The 20,341-nt window shown below is 73.6% G+C and carries 14 protein-coding genes; all 14 read left to right on the top strand.

Annotation, left to right across the window (positions count from 1 at the left end):
- Positions 1–30: 30 nt before the first annotated feature.
- Entirely contained in the window at positions 31–945 is a 915-nt protein-coding gene (locus BM144_RS03730; protein WP_175525946.1) for a LysR family transcriptional regulator, read from the top strand.
- 142 nt (positions 946–1,087) lie between these two features.
- Positions 1,088–2,476 (top strand): SLC13 family permease, encoded by a 1,389-nt coding sequence (locus BM144_RS03725; protein ID WP_092949944.1) that lies wholly within the window; start codon positions 1,088–1,090, stop codon positions 2,474–2,476.
- 52 nt (positions 2,477–2,528) lie between these two features.
- Complete coding sequence (gene mdcA, locus BM144_RS03720; RefSeq protein ID WP_092949943.1) at positions 2,529–4,220, top strand: malonate decarboxylase subunit alpha; 1,692 nt, start codon at positions 2,529–2,531, stop codon at positions 4,218–4,220.
- 48 nt (positions 4,221–4,268) lie between these two features.
- Entirely contained in the window at positions 4,269–4,607 is a 339-nt protein-coding gene (mdcC, locus tag BM144_RS03715; protein WP_092949942.1) for a malonate decarboxylase acyl carrier protein, read from the top strand.
- Positions 4,598–5,497, top strand: a complete 900-nt coding sequence (locus BM144_RS03710; protein WP_092949941.1) for a biotin-independent malonate decarboxylase subunit beta — start codon at positions 4,598–4,600, stop codon at positions 5,495–5,497. The genes mdcC and BM144_RS03710 overlap by 10 nt, the downstream gene beginning before the upstream one ends.
- A gap of 21 nt (positions 5,498–5,518) precedes the next feature.
- Positions 5,519–6,220: a biotin-independent malonate decarboxylase subunit gamma gene (locus tag BM144_RS03705; RefSeq protein ID WP_092949940.1), complete on the top strand. Its 702-nt coding sequence runs from the start codon at positions 5,519–5,521 to the stop codon at positions 6,218–6,220.
- A gap of 17 nt (positions 6,221–6,237) precedes the next feature.
- On the top strand, positions 6,238–6,927 hold the full coding sequence (gene mdcG, locus BM144_RS03700; protein WP_092949939.1) for a malonate decarboxylase holo-[acyl-carrier-protein] synthase: 690 nt from the start codon (positions 6,238–6,240) through the stop codon (positions 6,925–6,927).
- On the top strand, positions 6,924–7,796 hold the full coding sequence (gene mdcB, locus BM144_RS03695) for a triphosphoribosyl-dephospho-CoA synthase MdcB (protein ID WP_092949938.1): 873 nt from the start codon (positions 6,924–6,926) through the stop codon (positions 7,794–7,796). The genes mdcG and mdcB overlap by 4 nt, the downstream gene beginning before the upstream one ends.
- Positions 7,793–8,701, top strand: a complete 909-nt coding sequence (locus tag BM144_RS03690) for an ACP S-malonyltransferase (RefSeq protein WP_092949937.1) — start codon at positions 7,793–7,795, stop codon at positions 8,699–8,701. The genes mdcB and BM144_RS03690 overlap by 4 nt, the downstream gene beginning before the upstream one ends.
- 345 nt (positions 8,702–9,046) lie before the next feature.
- The gene (locus BM144_RS03685; RefSeq protein ID WP_092949936.1) at positions 9,047–13,231 is read left to right on the top strand and encodes a DUF4132 domain-containing protein; all 4,185 of its coding nucleotides are present in this window, start codon (positions 9,047–9,049) and stop codon (positions 13,229–13,231) included.
- 86 nt (positions 13,232–13,317) lie between these two features.
- On the top strand, positions 13,318–14,454 hold the full coding sequence (locus BM144_RS03680) for an ATP-binding protein (RefSeq protein ID WP_092949935.1): 1,137 nt from the start codon (positions 13,318–13,320) through the stop codon (positions 14,452–14,454).
- Positions 14,451–16,958, top strand: a complete 2,508-nt coding sequence (locus tag BM144_RS03675) for a DUF5682 family protein (RefSeq protein ID WP_245783516.1) — start codon at positions 14,451–14,453, stop codon at positions 16,956–16,958. Before BM144_RS03680 ends, BM144_RS03675 begins: the two co-directional genes overlap by 4 nt.
- Positions 16,955–18,082 carry a VWA domain-containing protein gene (locus BM144_RS03670; RefSeq protein ID WP_092949933.1) on the top strand — a complete coding sequence of 376 codons (1,128 nt, stop codon included), beginning with the start codon at positions 16,955–16,957 and terminating at the stop codon, positions 18,080–18,082. Before BM144_RS03675 ends, BM144_RS03670 begins: the two co-directional genes overlap by 4 nt.
- Positions 18,079–20,271: a YehQ family protein gene (locus BM144_RS03665; RefSeq protein WP_092949931.1), complete on the top strand. Its 2,193-nt coding sequence runs from the start codon at positions 18,079–18,081 to the stop codon at positions 20,269–20,271. The genes BM144_RS03670 and BM144_RS03665 overlap by 4 nt, the downstream gene beginning before the upstream one ends.
- Positions 20,272–20,341 lie beyond the last annotated feature (70 nt).

The following is a 20,341-nucleotide window of genomic DNA, read 5'->3' as shown; positions in this document are numbered from 1 at the left end:
CCGGATTCCGATCGAGCCCTCCGCATGGCCCTGCCCCAACGCCCCGATGACGAAATCACGCTGCGCAAGCTGCACATCCTGCTGGCCTTCCTGGAGACCGGCAACCTGGCACGCGCCGCGGAGGGCCTGGACATCAGCGCGGTCAGCGTCCACCGGGCGCTGCATTCGCTGGAAGACTCGCTGCGCTGCCGGCTCTTTCGCCATGAAGGGCGCAACCTGCACCCCACGGATGCCGCGCACCACCTGGCCGAGGTGGCGCGCGAGCTGCTGGCCACGCTGGAGCGGGGCATCCGCGCCACGCGGGCCGTGGCCGGCTATGCCTCCGACAGGCTGCGCATCGGCTCGCTCTATTCGCTGACCAGCCGCACGGTGCCGGCCATCGTGGTGGGCACCCAGACCCGCCTGCCCGAGGTCCAGACCGACCTGGTGCTGGGCTCCAACGCCGACCTGCTGCGCAAGCTGCGCGAAGGCGCCATCGACGCCGCGCTGATGGCCTCCCCCGGCGACGCGCCCGACATCGAGTCGGAGCCGCTGTTCGAGGACGACATCTTCTTCGCCGCACCCGCGGACTCGTTCCATCCGCCCGGCGAGCCCGTCGATCTGGCGGCCTGCCGCCATGAGCGCTTCGTGAGCCTCACCGAAGGCTTCGCCACCTACCAGGGTTTCATGGAAACCTTCCGCATGGCCGGCTTCACCCCCGACGTGGTGATGCAGACCGGGGACATCTTCTCGCTGATGAACCTGGTGGGCGGCGGCGTGGGCTGCACCCTGCTGCCCGGGCGGGTGCGCGGCGCCCTGCCGCCCCACGTGAAACTCATTCCGCTGCAGCCGCGCTACCGCATGCGCCAGGCCATCGGCCTGCACTTCCTGCGCACCCGCGAGCGCGACCCGAACCTGCTCGCCCTGCTGGCCGTGTGCCGGGGTGCCAAGGTCACGCTGGCCTGAACCGCGCCCGGATCGTTTCAGCCAGCGGAAAGATCGCGCGCGCCCTGGCATTGATCGGGCCGGGGCAGTTCCCTATCGTCTCCAGCACAACAAACGGAGCGCCGATCAACGGCTCTTCCACCACGGCAGGAGACAAGGTTCCATGACTTCCCACTGGGTATCCATTAGCGTGCTCGCAGGCATGTTCATCGTCGCAACGGTACTGCCCGTCAACATGGGGGTGATCGCGTTCGTCGGCGCGTTCCTCGTGGGCACACTGGCGGCCGGCATGAACGCCAAGGCCATCCTGGGCGGCTTCCCGGCCGATCTGTTCCTCACGCTGGTGGGCATCACCTACCTGTTCGCGCTGGCGCAGAACAACGGCACCATCGACTGGCTGGTGCGGCTGGCGGTGCGCGCGGTGCGCGGGCGCATCGCAGCCATCCCGTGGATCATGTTCCTCATCGCCGCGGCGCTCACGTCGGTGGGCGCCGTGAGCCCGGCGGCCGTGGCCATCATCGCGCCCATCGCGCTGGGCTTCGCGGCGCGCTACCGCATCAACCCGCTACTCATGGGCCTCATGGTGATCCATGGCGCGCAGGGCGGAGGCTTCTCTCCGATCAGCATCTATGGCGGCATCACGAACAAGATCGTGGCCAAGGCCGGCCTGCCGCTCAACGAAATCGCCACCATGGCGGCGAGCTTCACCGTGAACCTGGCCGTGGCGCTGCTGCTGTTCTGCCTGATGGGCGGCATGCGGCTGATGCGCAAGCGGGCCGGCGCGGATGGCTCGGATGCGGCGTTCGGGCTGCCCCCGGTGGCCCACGGCCAGGGCGGCGCCCAGGCCTATGGCGATGCCGAGGGCGAGTCGCTGAGCGAGGAGCGCCGCACCGCCGACCGGCCGGGCGGCACCGGCGATTCCCTGATGGACGCGGCCTCCACCGAGCCCGGAGCGCAGGGCGCACGCTGGTACCAGGCCGCCACCGTGCTCGGACTGCTCGCGCTGGCCGTGCTGACGCTGTTCTTCCGGCAGGACATCGGCTTCGTCTCCATCACCATCGGCCTGCTGCTCACGCTCATGGCGCCCCAGTTGCAGAAACGCGCGCTGGGTCAGGTGTCGTGGCCCGAGATCATGCTCATCGTGGGCGTGAGCACCTACGTGGGCGTGATGGAGAAGATGGGCACCATCGATTTCGTGGGCCACAGCGTCGCGGGACTCACCTCGCCGCTGATGGCCGCGCTGCTGCTGTGCTTCGTGGGTGCCGTGGTGTCCGCCTTCGCATCGTCCACCGCGGTGCTGGGCTCGCTGATCCCGCTGGCCGTTCCCTTCCTGCAGGGCGACGGCGGTGTGGGGGCGGTCGGCTTCATCGCGGCCATGGCCGTGTCCTCCACCATCGTCGACGTGAGCCCCTTCTCGACCAACGGCGCCCTGGTGCTGGCCAATGCGCGCGGCATCGACCGCGACAGGTTCTTCCGGCAGCTCATGGTCTATGGCGCCGCCGTCACCCTCATCGCCCCCGTGGCGGTGTGGCTGCTGTTCGTGGTGCTGTAGCGCCCTGTCCGCCGCCCCGTTCTTCCACCCCTTCCCCTTTCATTCCACAGCCATGAACCCCAGAGACTGGAACACCCGCGCCGACGACCGCGCCGCCCGGCTCGCGCGGGCCGATCGCGCGCTGGCCGAGCGAGGCACGCCGCTGGCGGGCAAGCGGGTCGATGCGTCGGCCATCGGCACGCTGCTCGAAGCCGTGCTCGAACCCGGCGACCGCGTCTGCCTCGAAGGCAACAACCAGAAGCAGGCCGACTTCCTGGCCGACGCGCTGGTGTCGCTCGACCCCGAGCGCGTGCACCACCTGCACATGGTGCAGTCGGTGCTGGCGCTGCCGCAGCACCTGGACGTGTTCGAGAACGGCATCGCCTCGAAGCTCGACTTCAGCTTCTCGGGCCCACAGGGCGCGCGCATCGCGCGGCTGGCCTCGGCCGGGCGCATCGAGATCGGCGCCATCCACACCTACCTGGAACTGTTCTCGCGCTACTTCATCGACCTCACGCCCCGGGTGGCGCTGATCGCCGCGCAGGCCGCCGACGCCGAGGGCAACCTCTACACCGGGCCCAACACCGAGGACACGCCCGCCATCGTGGAGGCCACGGCCTTCTCGGGCGGCATCGTCATCGCACAGGTCAATGAAATGGTCGATGGGCGCAGCACCCCGCTGCCGCGGGTGGACATCCCGGCCGGCTGGGTGAGCTTCGTCGTGCAGGCGCCGCGCCCGCACTTCATCGAGCCGCTGTTCACGCGCGATCCGGCGCAGATCAGCGAGATCCAGGTGCTCATGGCGATGATGGCCATCAAGGGCATCTATGCCGGCTACGGCGTGCAGCGGCTGAACCACGGCATCGGCTTCGACACCGCCGCCATCGAGCTGCTGCTGCCCACCTACGGCGAATCGCTGGGCCTGAAAGGCCGGATCGCCAGGCACTGGGCGCTCAACCCGCATCCGGCGCTGATTCCGGCCATCGAGGCGGGCTGGGTGGAATCGGTGCACTCCTTCGGCTCCGAACTGGGCATGGAGGACTACATCCGCGCGCGCTCCGACGTGTTCTTCACCGGCCCCGACGGCAGCCTGCGCAGCCACCGCGCCTTCTGCCAAGCCGCCGGCCACTATGCCTGCGACCTGTTCATCGGCTCCACGCTGCAGATCGATCTGCACGGCAACAGCTCCACCGCCACACTGGGCCGGATCGCCGGCTTCGGCGGCGCGCCCAACATGGGCGCCGACGCGCGCGGGCGCCGGCACGCCAGCGCCGCCTGGCTGCAGGCCGGGCGCGAGGCGCGCGCGGGCCGCAGCGGCGCGGCCGGCACGCCGCGCGGGCAAAAACTCGTGGTGCAGATGGTGGAGACCTTCCGGGAGCACATGCAGCCCGCCTTCGTCGAACGGCTCGATGCCTGGACGCTGCAGGAGCAGACGGGCATGGACCTGCCGCCCATCATGATCTACGGCGAGGACGTGACCCACATCCTCACCGAGGAAGGCATCGCCAACCTGCTGCTGTGCCGCACGGACGAGGAGCGCGAGCAGGCCATCCGCGGCGTGGCCGGCTACACCGCCGTGGGCCTGGCGCGCGACAAGCGCGCGGTGGAGAACCTGCGCGACCGCGGCGTCATCCGCCGCCCCCAGGACCTGGGCATCGATCCGCGCGATGCCACGCGCAACCTGCTGGCCGCGCGCAGCATGCGCGACCTCGTGCGCGCCTCGGGCGGGCTCTACCAGCCGCCCCGGCGCTTCCGCAACTGGTAAGACCGTGTTCTCCCAAAAAACCACTGAACACGTTCCAAGGAGCCAAGAATGAGCGACATCCCCGCGGGGCTCGAAACCCTCGAATTCTCTTTCTCCGGCGGCCGGCCGGCCGGCGCCTTCTCGCCGGTGCTGGTCGGCGTGGTCGGCTCGGGCAACCTCGAAGTGCTGCTCGAATCCACCGGCGGCTCCGGGTGCGCCGTGCGCGTGGACACCTCGGCGCGCGGCTTCGGCCCCATCTGGCAGGCGGTGCTGGACGACTTCCACGCGCGCCACCCGCTGGCCGGCGTGCGCCTGTCCATCAACGACATGGGCGCCACGCCCGCCGTGGTGGGACTGCGGCTCGACCAGGCCGTGGCCGCCTTGCCGGGAGCACGGATATGGGCCTGAGCTATGCGGAATGCAGCGCGCGCGAGCGCCTGGCGCACCTGCTGGACGCCGGCAGTTTCCATGAATGGCTGCCGCCGGCCGAACGCCTGACCAGCCCGCACCTGGCGCAGCTGGGCGTGCCTTCGGCCTTCGACGACGGCGTGGCCATCGGCCGCGCCACGCTGGGGGGCCGGCCCGTCTTCGTGGCCGCGCAGGAGGGGGAGTTCATGGGCGGCGGCGTGGGCGAGGTGCACGGCGCCAAGCTCACGGGCCTGCTGCGGCGCGCGCTGCGCGACCGGCCCGCGGCCGTGCTGCTGCTGGCCGAATCGGGCGGAGTGCGGCTGCACGAGGCCAACGCGGGCCTGATCGCCGTGTCGGAGGTGATGCGCGCCGTGCTGGACGCGCGGGCCGCCGGCATCCCGGTGATCGTGCTCATCGGAGGCGCCAACGGCTGCTTCGGCGGCATGGGCATCGTGGCGCGCTGCGCCGACCACGTGGTGATGAGCGACGTGGGCCGGCTCGCCATGTCGGGCCCCGAGGTGATCGAGGCCTCGCACGGCGTGGAGGAGTACGACGCGCGCGACCGCGCCCTGGTCTGGCGCACCAGCGGCGGTAAGCACCGCTGGCTCACGGGCGACTGCGATGCGCTGGTCGAGGACGACGTGGCGGCTTTCCGCGCCGCCGCCATCGACGCCATGCGCGCTCCCGGCGGCGGCGCCCGGCCCGTGGACCGGCAGACCCTGGAGGCCGAGCATGCGCTGCTCGCCGCGCGCATGGCCGCCCTGGAGCACCTGCCGGACGGCGCACCGGCCGACGAGGCCACCGCGCTCTGGCAGGCCCTGGGCGTGGCCGATGCCGCCCGCGTGCCCGACCTGGACGTGGCCGCCGTGCAGGCGCTGCGCACCGCCTGACGACCGAACGAGGAATCCCCCATGCAATGGAATACCCTGGCCGAACAACTCTTCGGCCCCGGCCACGGCATCACGGCCGATGGCGACCTGCTCTCGGGCACGCCCGGTTTCGACGGCCGGACGCTGGCCGTGGTCGGCACCACGAACCATGCGCCCATCGGCGTGCGGCTGGCGCTGGCGCAGGCCCGCGTGGTGCTCGACACCGTGGCCCGCCATCCGGGCCGGCCCATCCTGCTGCTCATCGACACGCAGGGCCAGCAACTGCGGCGGCGCGACGAACTGCTCGGCATCAACCGCGCCATGGCGCACCTGGGACTGGCCATCGACTGCGCGCGGCGCCAGGGACACCGGGTGCTCGGGCTGGTCTATGACCAGGCGCTCTCGGGCGGCTTCATCACCTCGGGGCTGATCGCCGACGCCTGCGATGCGCTGCCCGAGGCCGAGATCCGCGTGATGCGCATTCCCGCGATGGCCCGCGTGACCAAGCTGCCCGAGGCGATGCTGTCGGAATTGTCGCAATCCAACCCCGTGTTCGCACCCGGCGTGGACAACTACGTGGCCATGGGCGGCGTGCGCTCGCTGTGGCGGGGGGACCTGCCTGCCGCGCTGCGCGAGGCCCTGGCGCAGGCTCCCACCGAGGACACGCGCGCCGGGGATGGCGCCGCGCGCGGCGGCCGCCGGCTGGCCGCCGCAGTGGCGCAGCGCGTGCTGGACGCCGTCTGAACGGGCCCGGTCGCGCCATGCCGCCCGCCACCGCGCCCCTGCAGCGCCACCAACTGGCCTACCTGTCCGACGCCGGCTGGCAGCGCCAGCTCGCCGGCGGACGGGATGCCGCCACGCACGACTGCCTGGCCCACTGGTCCGCCCGGCGCCTGCCGCTCGTCGTGGCCACCCAGCCGCCCGGGCACGCCGGCACCCTCGCGCTGGGATTGCCCGCACCCGGCCGCTGGGGCCGGTGCCGGCTGGCGCTGCGGGTCCCGCGCACGGACATCCTGTATTTCGACGCGTTTCCGCCCGCGACGCGCGCCCGGCCCCTGCTGCCGCCCGGCTCCCGCGACGCCTGGGACCGGCTGTGCGCCGACCTCGCCGACAGCGGCGCGCCCGCCCGCATCTACGGCAGCCACGGCTGGCAGCTCATCACCGGGCTGGACCACCTGCGCGCCGGCTCCGATACCGACCTGTGCATCGCCGTGTCCGGACCCGCGCAGGCCGATGCGGTGGCCGAGCGGCTGCTGGCCTTTCCGGAAACACCGCTGCGGCTCGACGGAGAAGTCATGTTCCCCGACGGCGCCGCCGTAGCCTGGCGCGAATGGAGCGCCTGGCGCACGGGGCGCACCGCTTCCTTGCTGGTCAAGCGCATCGGCGGCGCGCACATCGCGCACGGGGCGTTCTGGCCCGACCGGGAAGCCACCGCGGAGGCCGCGCCATGAGCGGCGCTGCGCGGCGGATCGCGCCCCTGCCCGGGCAGGCCTGCCTTGCGCCGCAGGGCATCGGCCGTGCCGCCACGCTCGCGCTCCACGACGAACTGGCCCTCTCGCCCAAGCCCGGGCTGGTGACGCTCACCGACAACGGCAGCCACGCCGACATGGACGCCAGCACTTTCCTTCGCAGCCTGTTCGCGCTGCGCGGCTACTTCGTGCGCATCGCGGCGCTGGGCCACGCCGATGCAGCGTTCCCCGCGCTGGAGCGCTGCGGCATTGACGCCGAGGCCCGCATGGCGGCGGCCACCGGCGGCGTGAACACCCACCGGGGCGCGATCTTCACGCTGGGCCTGCTGTGCGCGGCGGCCGGCGCCCTGGCGCGCGCTGGCGCTCCCCTGCGGCCCGAGGCCCTGCGCGCCATGCTCCGGGAGCGCTGGGGCGCGGCACTGGTCGCACGGGCACAGCGGGCACCACGGCTGCCGGGCGGCATCGCCGCGCGCCGCCACGGCCTGCGCGGCGCGGCCGAGGAGGCGGCGCTCGGCTTTCCGGTGCTGTTCGATACCGCGGTGCCGGCGCTGCGTGCCGCGCGGGCCCGCGGGCTCGGCGCCCAGGCCGCGCGGCTGGACACGCTGTTCGCCGTGATGGCCGTGCTGGACGACAGCAACCTCGCGCACCGGGGCGGCCTGCAGGGCCTGCGCCATGCCCAGGCCTGCGCGCGCGACTTCCTGGCCGCAGGCGGTGCGGCCCGGCCCGGCGGGCTGGAGGCGGCGCATGCCATCGGCCGCGATTTCGTCGCGCGCTGGCTCTCGCCCGGCGGTACGGCTGACCTGCTGGCCGCCGCCTGCTGGATCGAGCGCATCGCCCCGCCCGCGCGATGAGCTATGCCCTCGTGTTCTCCGGCCAGGGCCAGCAGCACCCCGGCATGCTGCCCTGGCTGGCCGACGACGGACTGGCCCGCGCGGTGAACCGGCGGCTCGGCGTGCCCGGCTGGCGGGAGGCGCTGCGCCAGGAAGACTGGGCCTCGCGCAACGCCCATGCCCAGGTGCTATTGACCGGGCTGGCCCTGGCCGCTTGGGAGCGGCTGGCCGCCCGGCTGCCCGCGCCCGCCGCCGTTGCCGGCTACAGCGTGGGCGAGCTGGCCGCCTTCAGTGCCGCAGGCGTGTTCGATGCGGACACGGCCCTGTCGCTGGCACAGTCCCGCGCGGAAGCGATGGACCGCTGCGCCGCCGGGCAACCCGGCGGTTTGCTGGGCGTGAGCCACCTGGCGCCCGCTGCGCTCGAGGCGCTGCTGCGGGCCACCGGCCTGGCGGTGGCGATCCGCAACGCACCGGACAGCGTGGTGCTCGGTGGGCCGCCACCCGCGCTGGAGCACGCAGAGGCGCTGGCAACGCAGCAGGGCGGCCGCTGCACGCGGCTGCGCGTGGGCCTGGCCTCGCACACGCCCGCCCTGCAACCCGCCGCCGAGGCCTTCCGCCAGGTACTGGAGGGCGTGGCCTTCGCCCGGCCACGCACCGCGCTGTTCAGCAATGCGGCGGACCGCATCGCCACCGCGCCGCAGGCCCGGGACGCGCTGGCCGCGCAGATCGCCCGCACCGTGCGCTGGGACGAATGCATGGAAAACCTGCAGGCACGCGGCGTGCGCTGCGTTCTGGAAGTGGGGCCGGGACAGGCGCTCGCCCGGATGTGGAACAGCCGCTACCCCGGCACCCCCGCCCGCGCGTGCGACGAATTCCGCAGCGCCGATGCCGTGACCGCGTGGGTCGCGGGCCATCGGGGCGACTGACCTGCCCGGTTGAAGCGCAGGCCCGTTCCGCGCAGCAATCGACGGGCGGGATCGCCGCCAACGTCTTTCGCTATTATTTGAACGCAAACCACTCTCAACCCATTCATGCATTTCTCTTCCACGGCCGGCCTCGATGCGTTGGCCGTCCGGCGGTTTTTCTCTCGCTTTCCCCAGAGCCCGACAACGCTTCGGCAGGGCCGCTCCGCGCGCCGCCTCCACCGCCGGCCCCTGTCCCTCCCCGGCCTGCCGCCCGCCGGCGCCTGACCCTTTTCCACCGGCTCCGCGGCCCCCGGGCCGCCGCCGGCACTTCCCCGAAAACCCGTTTGCGAAAGGACACCCGATTCCATGCGCCGTTTCGAACTCATCGAAGGAAACTCCAGCAAATTTTGGGAGATCGAGCCCGCCGGCTCCGACCTGAACATCCGGTGGGGCCGCATCGGCACGGCCGGCCAGAGCCAGACCAAATCCTTCGCCGACGCCGCGAAGGCAGCGGCCGCGCTGGCCAAGCTGGTGACCGAGAAAACGGGCAAGGGCTACACCGAGGTGGGCGTGGCGCCCGGCACGGCCATCGGCGCCACTCCGGCGCCTGCCAAGGCAGCGGCTCCTAAGGCGGCTCCTGCGGCGAAAAGGGCGGACGCCGGGGGGGCCGAGGCCGCCGCTGCAGCCCCCGCCCCTGCGCCCGCACCCGCCCCGGCGGAAAGCCTGGACGCGCAGTGCGACCGTGTCTTCGCCGCGTTCTGCGCGCAGTTGGCCGAGGGCACGGTGAAGGTGGAAGACGTGTTCTCGGCCGCGGTGCTGAAGCGCCAGCACGGCGTGAGCGAACAGGGCGCCTCGATGGCGTTCGAACGCCTGAAAGCCGAAGGCCTGCTGACGGGCTGGGGCACGACCGCGCAGGTCGGCAAGCACGCATCGGCCCTCGCGCAGGCCCAGCTTGCCGACGCGGCAGCGCGGGCCGCGGCGGCGGTGCAGCCGGCGGCCACCGCCACCAACGCCGACGCGGAGGCCGGCACGGTGCCGCCGTGGCTGGCCCAGGGCGACCCCGTGCGCCTGCTGCCCCAGATGGAACGCGAGGCCTACGCATCGCGCCGCTTCCCGCAGGAGGTGCAGGCCGTGGCGCTGCCGCAGGCGTGGGAGCGCGTGCGCAGCCAATGCAGCTTCAATATCGACGTGCCCGGCACCGACGCGGCCCTGCAGGGCCCGATGCAGCGCACCATCGACCGCCTCGCCCGGCCCCATGCCGGTGCCGACGCGGAGGCCGACACGGCCCTGCTCACGATGGCCCTGGGCAGTTCGAGCTACTACGGCGGCAATGAGCCCGCCGCCGCCATCGTGGACTACGTGGCGGCGCAGTATGGCCTGACGGGCGCGGTCGACATCCTGATCGCGTCGCAGCGGCTGGAGGCCACCAACAGCTACGACCCGCAGACCAAGACGCGCAGCACGCACCTGTCCGGCACGGTCACGCGCCCGATGAGCAACGGCTGGCGCGGGCCGCTGGGCCAGGGCGAAGAGGCCTTCCGCAACCACCTGGCGGCCGCGCCGCAGGCCGAGTGGGACACCTGCGCGGACCGCATCGAGGCCGCCCTGCCCTCCCTGCACCCGAGCCGCCAGCCCGCGATGGCGCTGCTGCTGCCCGACCGGCCCGCGCTCTCCGACGCGCTCGCGCACCGGCTGGCCGCGGACAAGGAGGCGACCGACACCCTGCACTGGCTGCTGCTGACGGCCACCGACCCCGCCGCGCTGGCGCTGGCCGCGAAGACGCGGCTGGGCTATTCCGAAGGCTTCTGGGGCAACACCCGCATGGTGGCCACCGCCGTGCGCGAGCGCGGCGCCGGCGCCGTGGACGTGTTGGAACGCGGGGCTGCCGAAGAAGCCGCCGGCGAGGCGCTGGCCACGCTGGGCACGCCGGAGGCCGTGCATGCCCTGGCCAAGGCCGCCAGCAGCTCCAAGGGCGCGCTGGCGCGCCTGTCCTTGGCGGCGGACCGCTGGCCGCTCGCGGCGATCGCCGCCCTCTCGCGGCTGGTGGCCGCGGACGGCAAGGATGCCGGCCTGCTCACGCCGATGCTCTCGCGCCTGCTGCGCGCGCACGGACAGAGCGTGCCGCTGCTGCGCCCGTGGCTGGATGCCGCCGCGCAGGCCGCCGTGGACCGGCAACTGGCCCTCATCACCGGCCCGGCCGAAGTGGCCGCCCGGGACGAATTGCCGGCCGTGCTCGCCGATCCGCCCTGGCTCGCCAAGACCGCGCGCAAGGCCGCGGCGGTGCTGTCCCTGGAGCCGCTGCCGCTGGCACCCGCCGAAGCATGGGCGCCCGGTGAACGCGAAGAGGCGCAGCGCCTCAATTCATGGCATGTGGGCCGCTATGCGAAGGCCGCGCAGGACGTGCTGGAGATGGTGGATCTGCTGGGCTTCGAAACGCACCGGAAAAAGCAGCTCGCCCCCCTGGCCGAGGACGCCGCGCGCGCCATCCGCACGCGGGACGCCTCGGCGCTCGTCACCGCCTGGCGCGCCATGCTGGCCGAGCGCAAGCGCGAGCGCTACTACTGGTACTCCTTCGACGCCGTGGCCATGGCCCACCTGCCGCCCGAGCTGGCCGTGCCGTTCTGGAACGCCGTGGCCGGCGAGGCCGAGGGCCACGGCGTCGGCCACGCCATCGCCAAGCTGGGCCTGCCGGCACTGCCGGCGCTCGCCGCCATGGTGCGCATGAAGCCGGCCGAGAACCTGGCGTGGGCGATGCACTACGGCGCGGTGGAGATCGCGCCGACGGCCGCGCGCGGCTTCGCCAAGCTCAAGACCGCGCGCGACACCGGCCGCGCCTGGCTGCTGAAATACCCCGAGCACGCGGCCTGCGCGCTCATCGCCCCGGCCCTGGGCAAGGCGGGCGAGGCGCGCGACTGCGCAGGCGCCGCGCTGCGCCTGTTGCAAGCGCAGGGCCACGGCGCGCTGCTGCTGGAGGTGGCCGGCCGCTACGGCGACGACACCGTGCTGCAGGCGCTGCGCACCGTGCTGGACGAAAGCCCGCTGGACCGCTTTCCCACCAAGCGCGCCAAACTGCCCGAGTTCTGGCAGCCGCGCGGCTGGCGGCGCCCGGTGCTGCAGGACGGCCCGGGCCGCGGCAAGGCGCTGCCCGACGACGCGCTCGACGCGCTCGGGCAGATGCTCGCCTTCCCGACCAGCGAAGAGGTGTATGCCGGCATCGCCGTGGTGCGCGAGGCCTGCACGCCCGATTCGCTGGCCGATTTCGCATGGGATGCGTTCGGCGCCTGGCTCGCCGCGGGCGGGCCTTCGAAGGACGGCTGGGCGCTGACCGCGCTGGGCCTGCTGGGCACCGACGACACCGCCCGCCGGCTCACGCCCTTCATCCGCGCGTGGCCGGGCGAATCGGCCCACGCGCGCGCCGTCACGGGCCTGGACGTGCTCGCGCAGATCGGCACCGACGTCGCGCTGATGCTGCTCAACGGCGTCGCGCAGAAGATCAAGTTCAAGGGCCTGCAGGACAAGGCGCGCGAGAAGATCGCCGCCATCGCCGAGGCCCGGGGCCTGAGCCCCGAGGAGCTGGAAGACCGCCTCGCGCCCGACCTGGGCCTGGACGCGCAGGGCACGCTGCGGCTCGACTTCGGCCCGCGCGCCTTCAAGGTGGGCTTCGACGAAACGCTCAAGCCCTACGTGCGCGAGGTTTCGGAGGACGGCACGGACGGCGCGCGCCTGCCCGACCTGCCCAAGCCCAAGAAGACCGACGACCCGGCGCTCTCGGCCGAGGCCGTGGAGCGCTTCAAGCTGCTCAAGAAGGACGCCCGCACCATCGCCAGCCAGCAGTTGCTGCGGCTCGAAGTGGCCATGTGCACGCGCCGGCGCTGGACGCCCGAAGTGTTCCGCACCTTCCTGGCCGGCCATCCGCTCGTGCGCCACATCGTGCAGCGGCTGATCTGGGGCATCTACGAGGTGGAGGGCGGCGGCAGCCACGGCGGCCGGCTCGCGGCCTGCTTCCGCGTGGCGGAGGACGGCAGCGCCACCACGGCCGAGGACGATCCGTTCGACATCCCCGAGGGCGCGCAGGTGCGCATCGGCGTGCCGCACGCGCTGGAGGTGTCGCCCGAGGATGCCGCGGCGTTCGGCCAGATCTTCGCGGACTACGAGCTGCTGCAGCCGTTCGCGCAGATCGGCCGCGACACCTACACCCTGACCGAGGACGAGAAGGGCGCGATCAAGCTCTCGCGCTGGGTCAAGGCGAAGGTACCCACGGGCCGCGTGCTGGGCCTCGTCAACAAGGGCTGGCGCCGCGGGCAGGCGCAGGACTCCGGCTGCATCTGGTACTTCAACAAGCCGCTGGGGGCCGACCGCGTGATCGAACTGCACCTGGACCCCGGCATCATCGTGGGCATGGTGGACGAATACCCCGAGCAGGAGCTGGGCGAGGTGCAGGTGGGCAAGCCCTCTACCTGGGGCGAACTGCAGGATGCCGAGCCCATCGGCCGGCTCGACCCCATCTCCGCCAGCGAGCTGATCCGCGACATGGAGGGGCTGCGCGCCTGACGCGCCCGGCCCCGGCGGCGCCCATGCCGCCGCCGGGGCCCGCCTCCACACACCGCCCTCCCTTCTTCCCCGTCTTTTCACACACCATGGCCGCCACCCGTCGATCAACCGCCCCCGGCAGCGCCGGCACACCGCTGCAGCGCGCGCCCGCCGAAATCCTCCACGCCGCCGAACTGGAGCGCCTGCGCGCGCAGGACGCCGACCCGCGCCCGCCCGGCTGGTCGATGGGCCTGCGCGCCGCGCGGTCCTTCATCCTCGGCGATGCGGCGCTGGGCATCGCGCCCAAGATCGTCGCGCCCGTGGCGGGCATCGAGCGCATGCTGGTGACGCTGGCCACCGGCCGCGGCCTGATGCTGGTGGGCGAGCCCGGCACCGCCAAGTCGCTGCTGTCGGAACTGCTCGCCACCGCGGTCTCGGGCGTCTCGACGCTGACGATCCAGGGCGGCGCATCGATCACCGAGGACCAGATCAAGTACGGCTGGAACTACGCGCTGCTCATCAACGAGGGCCCCAGCCCGCGCGCGCTGGTGCCCGCGCCGCTCTACCAGGGCATGCAGCAGGGCCGCATCGTGCGCTTCGAGGAAATCACGCGCGCGCCGCTGGAGGTACAGGACTGCCTGCTCGGCATGCTCTCCGACCGCGTGATGGCCGTGCCGGAGCTGGCGGGCGAACACGCCATGCTCTATGCGCGCGAGGGCTTCAACATCATCGCCACGGCCAACACGCGCGACCGCGGCGTGAACGAGATGAGCGCCGCGCTCAAGCGCCGGTTCGATTTCGAGACCGTCTTCCCGATCCTCGACTTCGACCGCGAACTGGCGCTCGTGCAGGACGCCAGCGCGCGGCTGCTCGCGCAGAGCGGCATTCCGCATGCCGTGCCGGCGCCGGTGCTGGAGCTGCTCGTGTCCACCTTCCGCGATCTGCGCGGCGCACCGGCCGACGGGCAGCGCGGTGCGCCGGCCGATGCCGCCATGGACCGGCTCAGCGCCGTGATGTCCACCGCCGAGGCCGTGAACGTGGCCCACGCGGTCGGCGTGCGCGCGTGGTTCCTGGAGCGGCGCGAGGGCTCGCCCGCCGATCTGGTGGACTGCATCGCAGGCACCATCGTCAAGGACAGCGCCGACGACCGCGCCAAGCTGCGCCGCTATTTCGAGCAGAAGGCCGCCAAGCGCACGGGCGGGCACTGGCGCGCGTACTACGAAGCGCGCCACCGGCTGCCGTGAAGGGCCGCACGGTGCCGCACGGCGACCCCGTCATCCTCGGCGTGCGCCACCACAGCCCCGCCTGCGCGCGGCTGGTGGCGGCGCGCATCCGGGCGCTGCGACCCGCGTTCGTGCTGATCGAGGGGCCGGCGGATTTCAACGGCCGGCTGGACGAGCTGTACCTGCCGCACCGGTTGCCGGTCGCGATCTACAGCTACCTTGCGCGCGGCGACGGGCACCGCGGGTCGTGGACGCCGTTCGCCGAGCATTCGCCCGAATGGCAGGCCCTGCAGGCCGGGCGCGAGGCCGGCGCGCAGGTGCGCTTCATCGACCTGCCGGCCTGGCACGGCGCCTTCGCCCACCTGGAGAACCGCTACGCCGACGCGGCCGATGCGCAGCACCAGGCGCGGGCCGAGGCCTATGAACGGGCGCTGGCGGAGAAGCTCGCGGTGCAGGGCCGCGACGCGCTCTGGGACCACCTCTTCGAAGACGGCGCGCCGGCCCCTGCGCAGGCCGGCGACGGGGGCGACGATGGCCTGGCGCTGCGCCTGTCCACCTACTTCGGCCACCTGCGCGGCGAAGACGAGGCCGGCTCCGCCGGCAACCAGGCGCGCGAGCGGATGATGGCGCGCTGGATCGCCTGGGCCATGGCGCAGGGCCGGGGCCCGGTGCTGGTGGTGTGCGGCGGCTACCACGCGCCCGCGCTCGCACGGCTCTGGCGCGAAATGCCCGGCGACGAGCCGGAAACACCGCAGCCCGGGGATGCCGACCTGCGCGGAGCAGACGGCACCGACGACACCGACGATTCCGCCGACGATCCTGACGCTATAAAAAACATAGCAAACTATTCAATGGATCCGGCGGCATCCGTGCGGTTCGGCTCTTATATCGTGCCCTATACCTTCCGGCGGCTCGATGCCTTCGCGGGCTATGCCTCGGGCATGCCGTCGCCGCAGTACTACCAGTGGCTCTGGGAGCACGGCGCCGAAGGCGCGGCCCGCGAGGCGCTGCGCAGCGTGGTGCAGCGGCTGCGCGAGCGCAAGCTGCCGGCCTCCACCGCCGACCTGATGGCCGTGCACGCGCGCGCGCTCGGGCTGGCGCGCCTGCGCGGGCACCACCAGCCGCTGCGTTCGGACTGGCTCGATGCGCTGGCCGGTGCGCTGGTGAAGGAGGCGCTCGACGCGCCCCTGCCCTGGACCTACCGCGGCCCGCTGCGCCCGGGCACCGACCCGGTACTGGTGCAGGCGATGGACGTGCTGGCCGGCAACACGGCGGGCCGCCTCGCGCCGGGCACGCCGCAGCCGCCGCTGGTCGCGGCCGTGCGGGCGGAGCTGGCCGCGCACGGCCTGCCGCCGCGCGGCACCGTCACGCTCGACCTGCTGCAGGAGGGCGACCGCGCCAGGAGCCGCGTGCTGCACCGGCTGGCATTGCTGGAGCTGCCGGGCGTGGCGCGCACGCGCGGCCCGGCGCTGGCGCTCTCGGGCGAGCGCGGCGAGGCCTGGAGCCTCAGCGAGCCGATGGAACAGCAGGCCGCGCTCATCGAGGCGGGCGCCTGGGGCGCCACGCTGGAGGACGCTGCGCGCGCCCGCCTGGAAGACAGCCTGCGGCAGGCGCGCGGGCGCATCGTGCCGCTGGCCGAAGGCCTCAACCGCGCTGCCTGGGCCGGCCTTTCCGCCCTGAGCGACGGGCTGCTGCGCGACATCGGCGATGCCATCGCCCAGGAGCCGCGGTTCGAGGCGCTGGCACCCGCGCTGGGGCTGCTGCACACGCTGCTGCGCCATGGTCAGATGCTCGGCATGGCCGGCGCGCCGGTGCTGCGCGTGGCGGTGGAGGCCGGTTTCGACCGCGCGCTCTGGCTGCTCGAAGCCCCGGCCGCGGTGGCGCCCGCCGACACCGAAGACCACTTGCGCGGCCACCGCGCGCTGCACCGGATCGTCGCCGACACGCTGGCCGACCGGCAGGACGGCGCGCCCGATCCGCTCGCGCTGGAGCCTGTGCGCGCGTTCGCGGTGTGGCAGCGCAAGGCGGCCGACCCACAGGCCGCGCCGATCAGCCGCGGCGCGGCGCTCGGTGCGGTGCTGGCACTCTCGGGCCGCCTGGACGCCAGCACGCCGTCCACCGGCGTGCAGGAAGCCATGGACCTGCTGGGCGCCATGACCGCCAGCACGCTGGGCGACGCGCTCGCCGGCCTGCTGGCGCTGGCGCGCGAGGCGCTCGCCACCGAACCCGCCTTCGCGGCCGGCATGGACCGCCGCGTGCGCGCGCTGGACGACGAGGCCTTCGTGCAGGCCCTGCCGGCGCTGCGCGCGGCCTTCGCCTGGCTGCCGCCGCGCGAACGCGGCGACCTCGCCGATCAGGTGCTGGCGCTGCACGGCGCGCAGCACCTGCCGCGCCGCACGCTCACGGCCGTGGGCCCCGGCAGCCTGCCTCCCGAAACCCTGGCCCGCGCGCGCGCCGGCGAAGCCGCGGCCGCCGCGCGGCTGGCCGCGTGGGGCATCGACGCCGGCACCGGAGCCCCGCCATGACACCGCTGACCATCCCCGACCCCCTGCAGCGCTGGCGCCTGTTGCTCGGCGAGCCGGCCGAGCCCGCGTGCGGCGCGCTCTGCGACGCCGCACAGGCCGCCGATGCGGCCCTCGAATGGCTCTATGGCCGCGACGGCGACCGCGCCGAGCGCGGCGAGCGCAGCGCGGGCCTGGGCCCCTCGGCGCTCTCCACGCCGGACTGGATCAACACCATCCACACGCTCTTTCCGAAAGAGGTGATCGAACGCCTGGAACGCGATGCGGTGGAGCGCTACGGCATCGACGAGGTGGTGACCAACCTGGAGGTGCTGGAGCGCATCGAGCCGTCCGAATCGCTGCTGCGCGCGGTGCTTCACACCAAGCACCTCATGAACCCCGAGGTGCTGGCCGCCGCGCGCCGGCTGGTGGCCGAGGTGGTGCGGCGCATCATGGAAAAGCTCGCCACCGAGGTGCGCCAGGCCTTCGGCGGCAGCCGCGACCGGCGCCGCCGATCGCGCATGAAGGTGGCGCGCAATTTCGATTTCCGGCGCACCCTGCTGGCCAACCTGCGGCGCTGGGACCCGGCCCGCGGCAAGCTCTACGTGGAGCAGCCCCTTTTCATCAGCCGCACGCGCCGGCATGCCGAGCCGTGGGACATCGTGCTGCTCATCGACCAGAGCGGCTCGATGGTGGACTCGGTCATCCACAGCGCGGTCATGGCCGCCTGCCTCTGGCAGTTGCCGGGCATGCGCACGCGGCTGGTGGCCTTCGATACGCAGGTGGTGGACCTCACGGCCGATGTCTCCGACCCGGTCGAGCTGCTCATGAAAGTGCAGCTCGGCGGCGGCACCGACATCGCCAAGGCCGTGGGCTACGCGCAGTCGCTCGTCGCCAACCCGGCCCGCACCATCGTCGTGCTGGTGAGCGATTTCTACGAAGGGGGCTCCCCGGCCGAACTGGTGCGCCGCGTCAAGGCGCTGACCGGGGCGGGCGCGAAGGTGCTGGGCCTGGCCGCGCTCGATGCGCAGGCCGAGCCCGCCTACGACCGCGAGATGGCCGCGCGCCTCGTGAAGGAAGGCGCGCAGGTGGGCGCCATGACGCCGGGCCAGCTCGCGGGCTGGCTGGCCGAGAAGGTGCAGGCATGAACGCGCCGGTGCGGGCCGACCTGCTCGAACTCACCCCCGAGGCACTGACCGCGCTGGCCAACGCGGGCTTCGTCAAGCGCGCGCAGAAGGACGTGGCGGCCGGCGTGCTGCCCCGGCTGGAGACCGAAGCCGACGGCACGGTCCGCGCGGATTTCGACGACGGCGTGCGCACCCGCCTGCCGCCCGGCCGCACGCTCCGCGATGCCGCCTGCACCTGCGCCGCCAGCGGCATGTGCCGCCACCGCGTGATGCTGGTGCTGGCCTACCAGCAGCGCAACGGCGCGGCGGGCGCCGCCGCCGTGCCCGATGCACCCGCCCCAGGAGCGCCCTCCGCCGAGCCCGGCGGCCCCTGGAACCCCGCGCATTTCGATGACGCGGCGGTGGCGGCCAGCGTGTCGCCCTCGGTGCTGGAGCAGGCCGCACGGCTGGCGGCCTCGCGCCCGGTGGTGGCCGTACAGCCGTGGCAGGGCCCGGCCGCACCGCCCATGGCCCGGCTGCCGATGTGCACCGTGCGGTTTTTCTCGCGCAGCTCGCTCGTGCATGCGCGCTGCGATTGCCAGCAGGGCAGCGGCTGCGCGCATGTCGTGGTGGCGCTGTGGGCCTTCCGCGCCGCGGGCGAGCTGCCTGCGGGCACCGAGGAAGCCATGGTGGAAGTGCCGCCCCGCACACACCCCGCGCAGGCCGGTGCCGGTGCCGGTGGCGCGGACTCGAACCCGGAGCCGCGCGCGGGCGAGGCCACGGCGGCGCCCGCGCACCTGCAGTCCCCCGAGGCGCAGCGCCTGCGCGAGTCGCTCGATGCGTTGCTGCTGTCCCTGTGGCTCGACGGCTCGGCCCAGCCCGCGATGGCCCTGGCCGCGCGCTTCGAGGCGCTGCGCGCGCAGGCGCAGGCCCTGGGCTGGCGCTGGGTGGACGACGGCCTTGCCGAGCTGTGGCTGCTGCTGCAGTCGCTCCAGGCCCGCAGCAGCCGCCACGATCCGCTGCGGCTGCTGTCGCTGGTGGCCGAGCTGTGGGCGCGCCCGCGCGCCGCGGCCCATGCCGAGACCACGGCCGGGGGCCCGGCCGGCAGCCCCCGCCCCGCGCTGCATGGCCGCCAGATCCTGGGCGTGGGCGTGAAGGGCGAGGTCGCGCTGGACCACCTCAAACTCGTCTCGCTGGGTGCCGCGCTCTGGTCCGATGAAACCGCCGAGGGCGCCAGCGTGCTTTTTGCCGATCCGGACACGCAGACCGTGACGGTGCTCGAACGCCAATGGCCCCGCGGCGAAGGCGCCAGCGGGCCCGCGCAGGCCCTCGCGGGGCGGCGCGTGGCGGGGTTTCCGCTGCGGCAGATCGCGGCCGGGCAGGTCATCACCAAGACCGCCACGCGCCGTGCCAACGGCCTCATCGACCTGACCGCCGGCGCACGCCAGACCGGGGTCATGCCCCTCTCGCCCACGGCCTGGGACGACCTCGCGCCCCCACTGCGGCAAGCCAGCGTCACGGCCCTGGTGGAGCGCCTGCGCGCGGCCCCGCCGGATTTCGTGCAGCCGCGCCAGGCGGCCTCGGGTGCCGCCAGCGGCGCCCCGGGCCTGCTGCACGTCGTGGCCTTCCACGGCATGGAAGTGCAGGACTGCGAATGGGACGCGGCCGCGCAGGTGCTGCACGCGCGCATCGTCTGCGCCGTAGAGGGCGGGGACGGTGCGCCGGAGGACGCGCCTTCGCCCGCGCTGCACCTGGCGCTGCCGCACCGGCCGGCCGCGCCCGGCGCGGTGGACGCACTGGCCCGCGCGCTGGCCGGCGAGTGGGGCGCGCTGCGCGCCGTGGCCGGGCCGGTGGCGCTGCGCAACGGCCAGGCCGTGATGCAACCACTGGCCCTGCTCACCCGGCAGCGCGCGGTGGTGCCGCACATCGAGCCGCCGGCCGCACAGCCGCTGGCGCTGCGCACCGCCATCGAAGCGCCCACGCCGGTGCAGGCCCTGCTGGACGAGACCCTGCAATCGCTCGCCCAGTGGCTGCGCCAGGGCCTGCGCCACCAGCCGGGCAGCCTGGAGATGCGCACCCAGGCGCAGGCTCAGACGCTGCGGCAGGCGGGCCTGGACCGCAGCGCCGCCCTGGTGGAAGGCCTTGGCGTCCAACTGCGGGCGCCCGACCGCCGCGCGCTGCTGCAGACGCTCTCCACCCTCGTCCTGCTGCTCGAAGCGCAGGGCCGCTGACGGCGCAGGCCAAAAAACAACGCCGGGCAGGCGGTGCGGGCCCCATCGGGCGGCCCGCACGCGAAACCCT

The sequence above is a fragment of the Paracidovorax konjaci genome (assembly GCF_900112675.1).
GTDB lineage: Bacteria > Pseudomonadota > Gammaproteobacteria > Burkholderiales > Burkholderiaceae_C > Paracidovorax > Paracidovorax konjaci.
The sequence above is the reverse complement of the archived record's forward strand: the minus strand, read 5'-3'. Positions and strand labels throughout refer to the sequence as shown.

Bases quoted from the DNA above. Each gene is read 5' to 3' on its own strand.
- BM144_RS03725 (WP_092949944.1), top strand. From the start codon at position 1,088: ATGACTTCCCACTGGGTATCCATTAGCGTGCTCGCAGGCATGTTCATC.
- BM144_RS03670 (WP_092949933.1), top strand. From the start codon at position 16,955: ATGACACCGCTGACCATCCCCGACCCCCTGCAGCGCTGGCGCCTGTTG.
- mdcA (WP_092949943.1), top strand. From the start codon at position 2,529: ATGAACCCCAGAGACTGGAACACCCGCGCCGACGACCGCGCCGCCCGG.
- BM144_RS03710 (WP_092949941.1), top strand. From the start codon at position 4,598: ATGGGCCTGAGCTATGCGGAATGCAGCGCGCGCGAGCGCCTGGCGCAC.
- mdcC (WP_092949942.1), top strand. From the start codon at position 4,269: ATGAGCGACATCCCCGCGGGGCTCGAAACCCTCGAATTCTCTTTCTCC.
- mdcG (WP_092949939.1), top strand. From the start codon at position 6,238: ATGCCGCCCGCCACCGCGCCCCTGCAGCGCCACCAACTGGCCTACCTG.
- BM144_RS03690 (WP_092949937.1), top strand. From the start codon at position 7,793: ATGAGCTATGCCCTCGTGTTCTCCGGCCAGGGCCAGCAGCACCCCGGC.
- BM144_RS03665 (WP_092949931.1), top strand. From the start codon at position 18,079: ATGAACGCGCCGGTGCGGGCCGACCTGCTCGAACTCACCCCCGAGGCA.
- BM144_RS03685 (WP_092949936.1), top strand. From the start codon at position 9,047: ATGCGCCGTTTCGAACTCATCGAAGGAAACTCCAGCAAATTTTGGGAG.
- BM144_RS03680 (WP_092949935.1), top strand. From the start codon at position 13,318: ATGGCCGCCACCCGTCGATCAACCGCCCCCGGCAGCGCCGGCACACCG.
- BM144_RS03705 (WP_092949940.1), top strand. From the start codon at position 5,519: ATGCAATGGAATACCCTGGCCGAACAACTCTTCGGCCCCGGCCACGGC.
- mdcB (WP_092949938.1), top strand. From the start codon at position 6,924: ATGAGCGGCGCTGCGCGGCGGATCGCGCCCCTGCCCGGGCAGGCCTGC.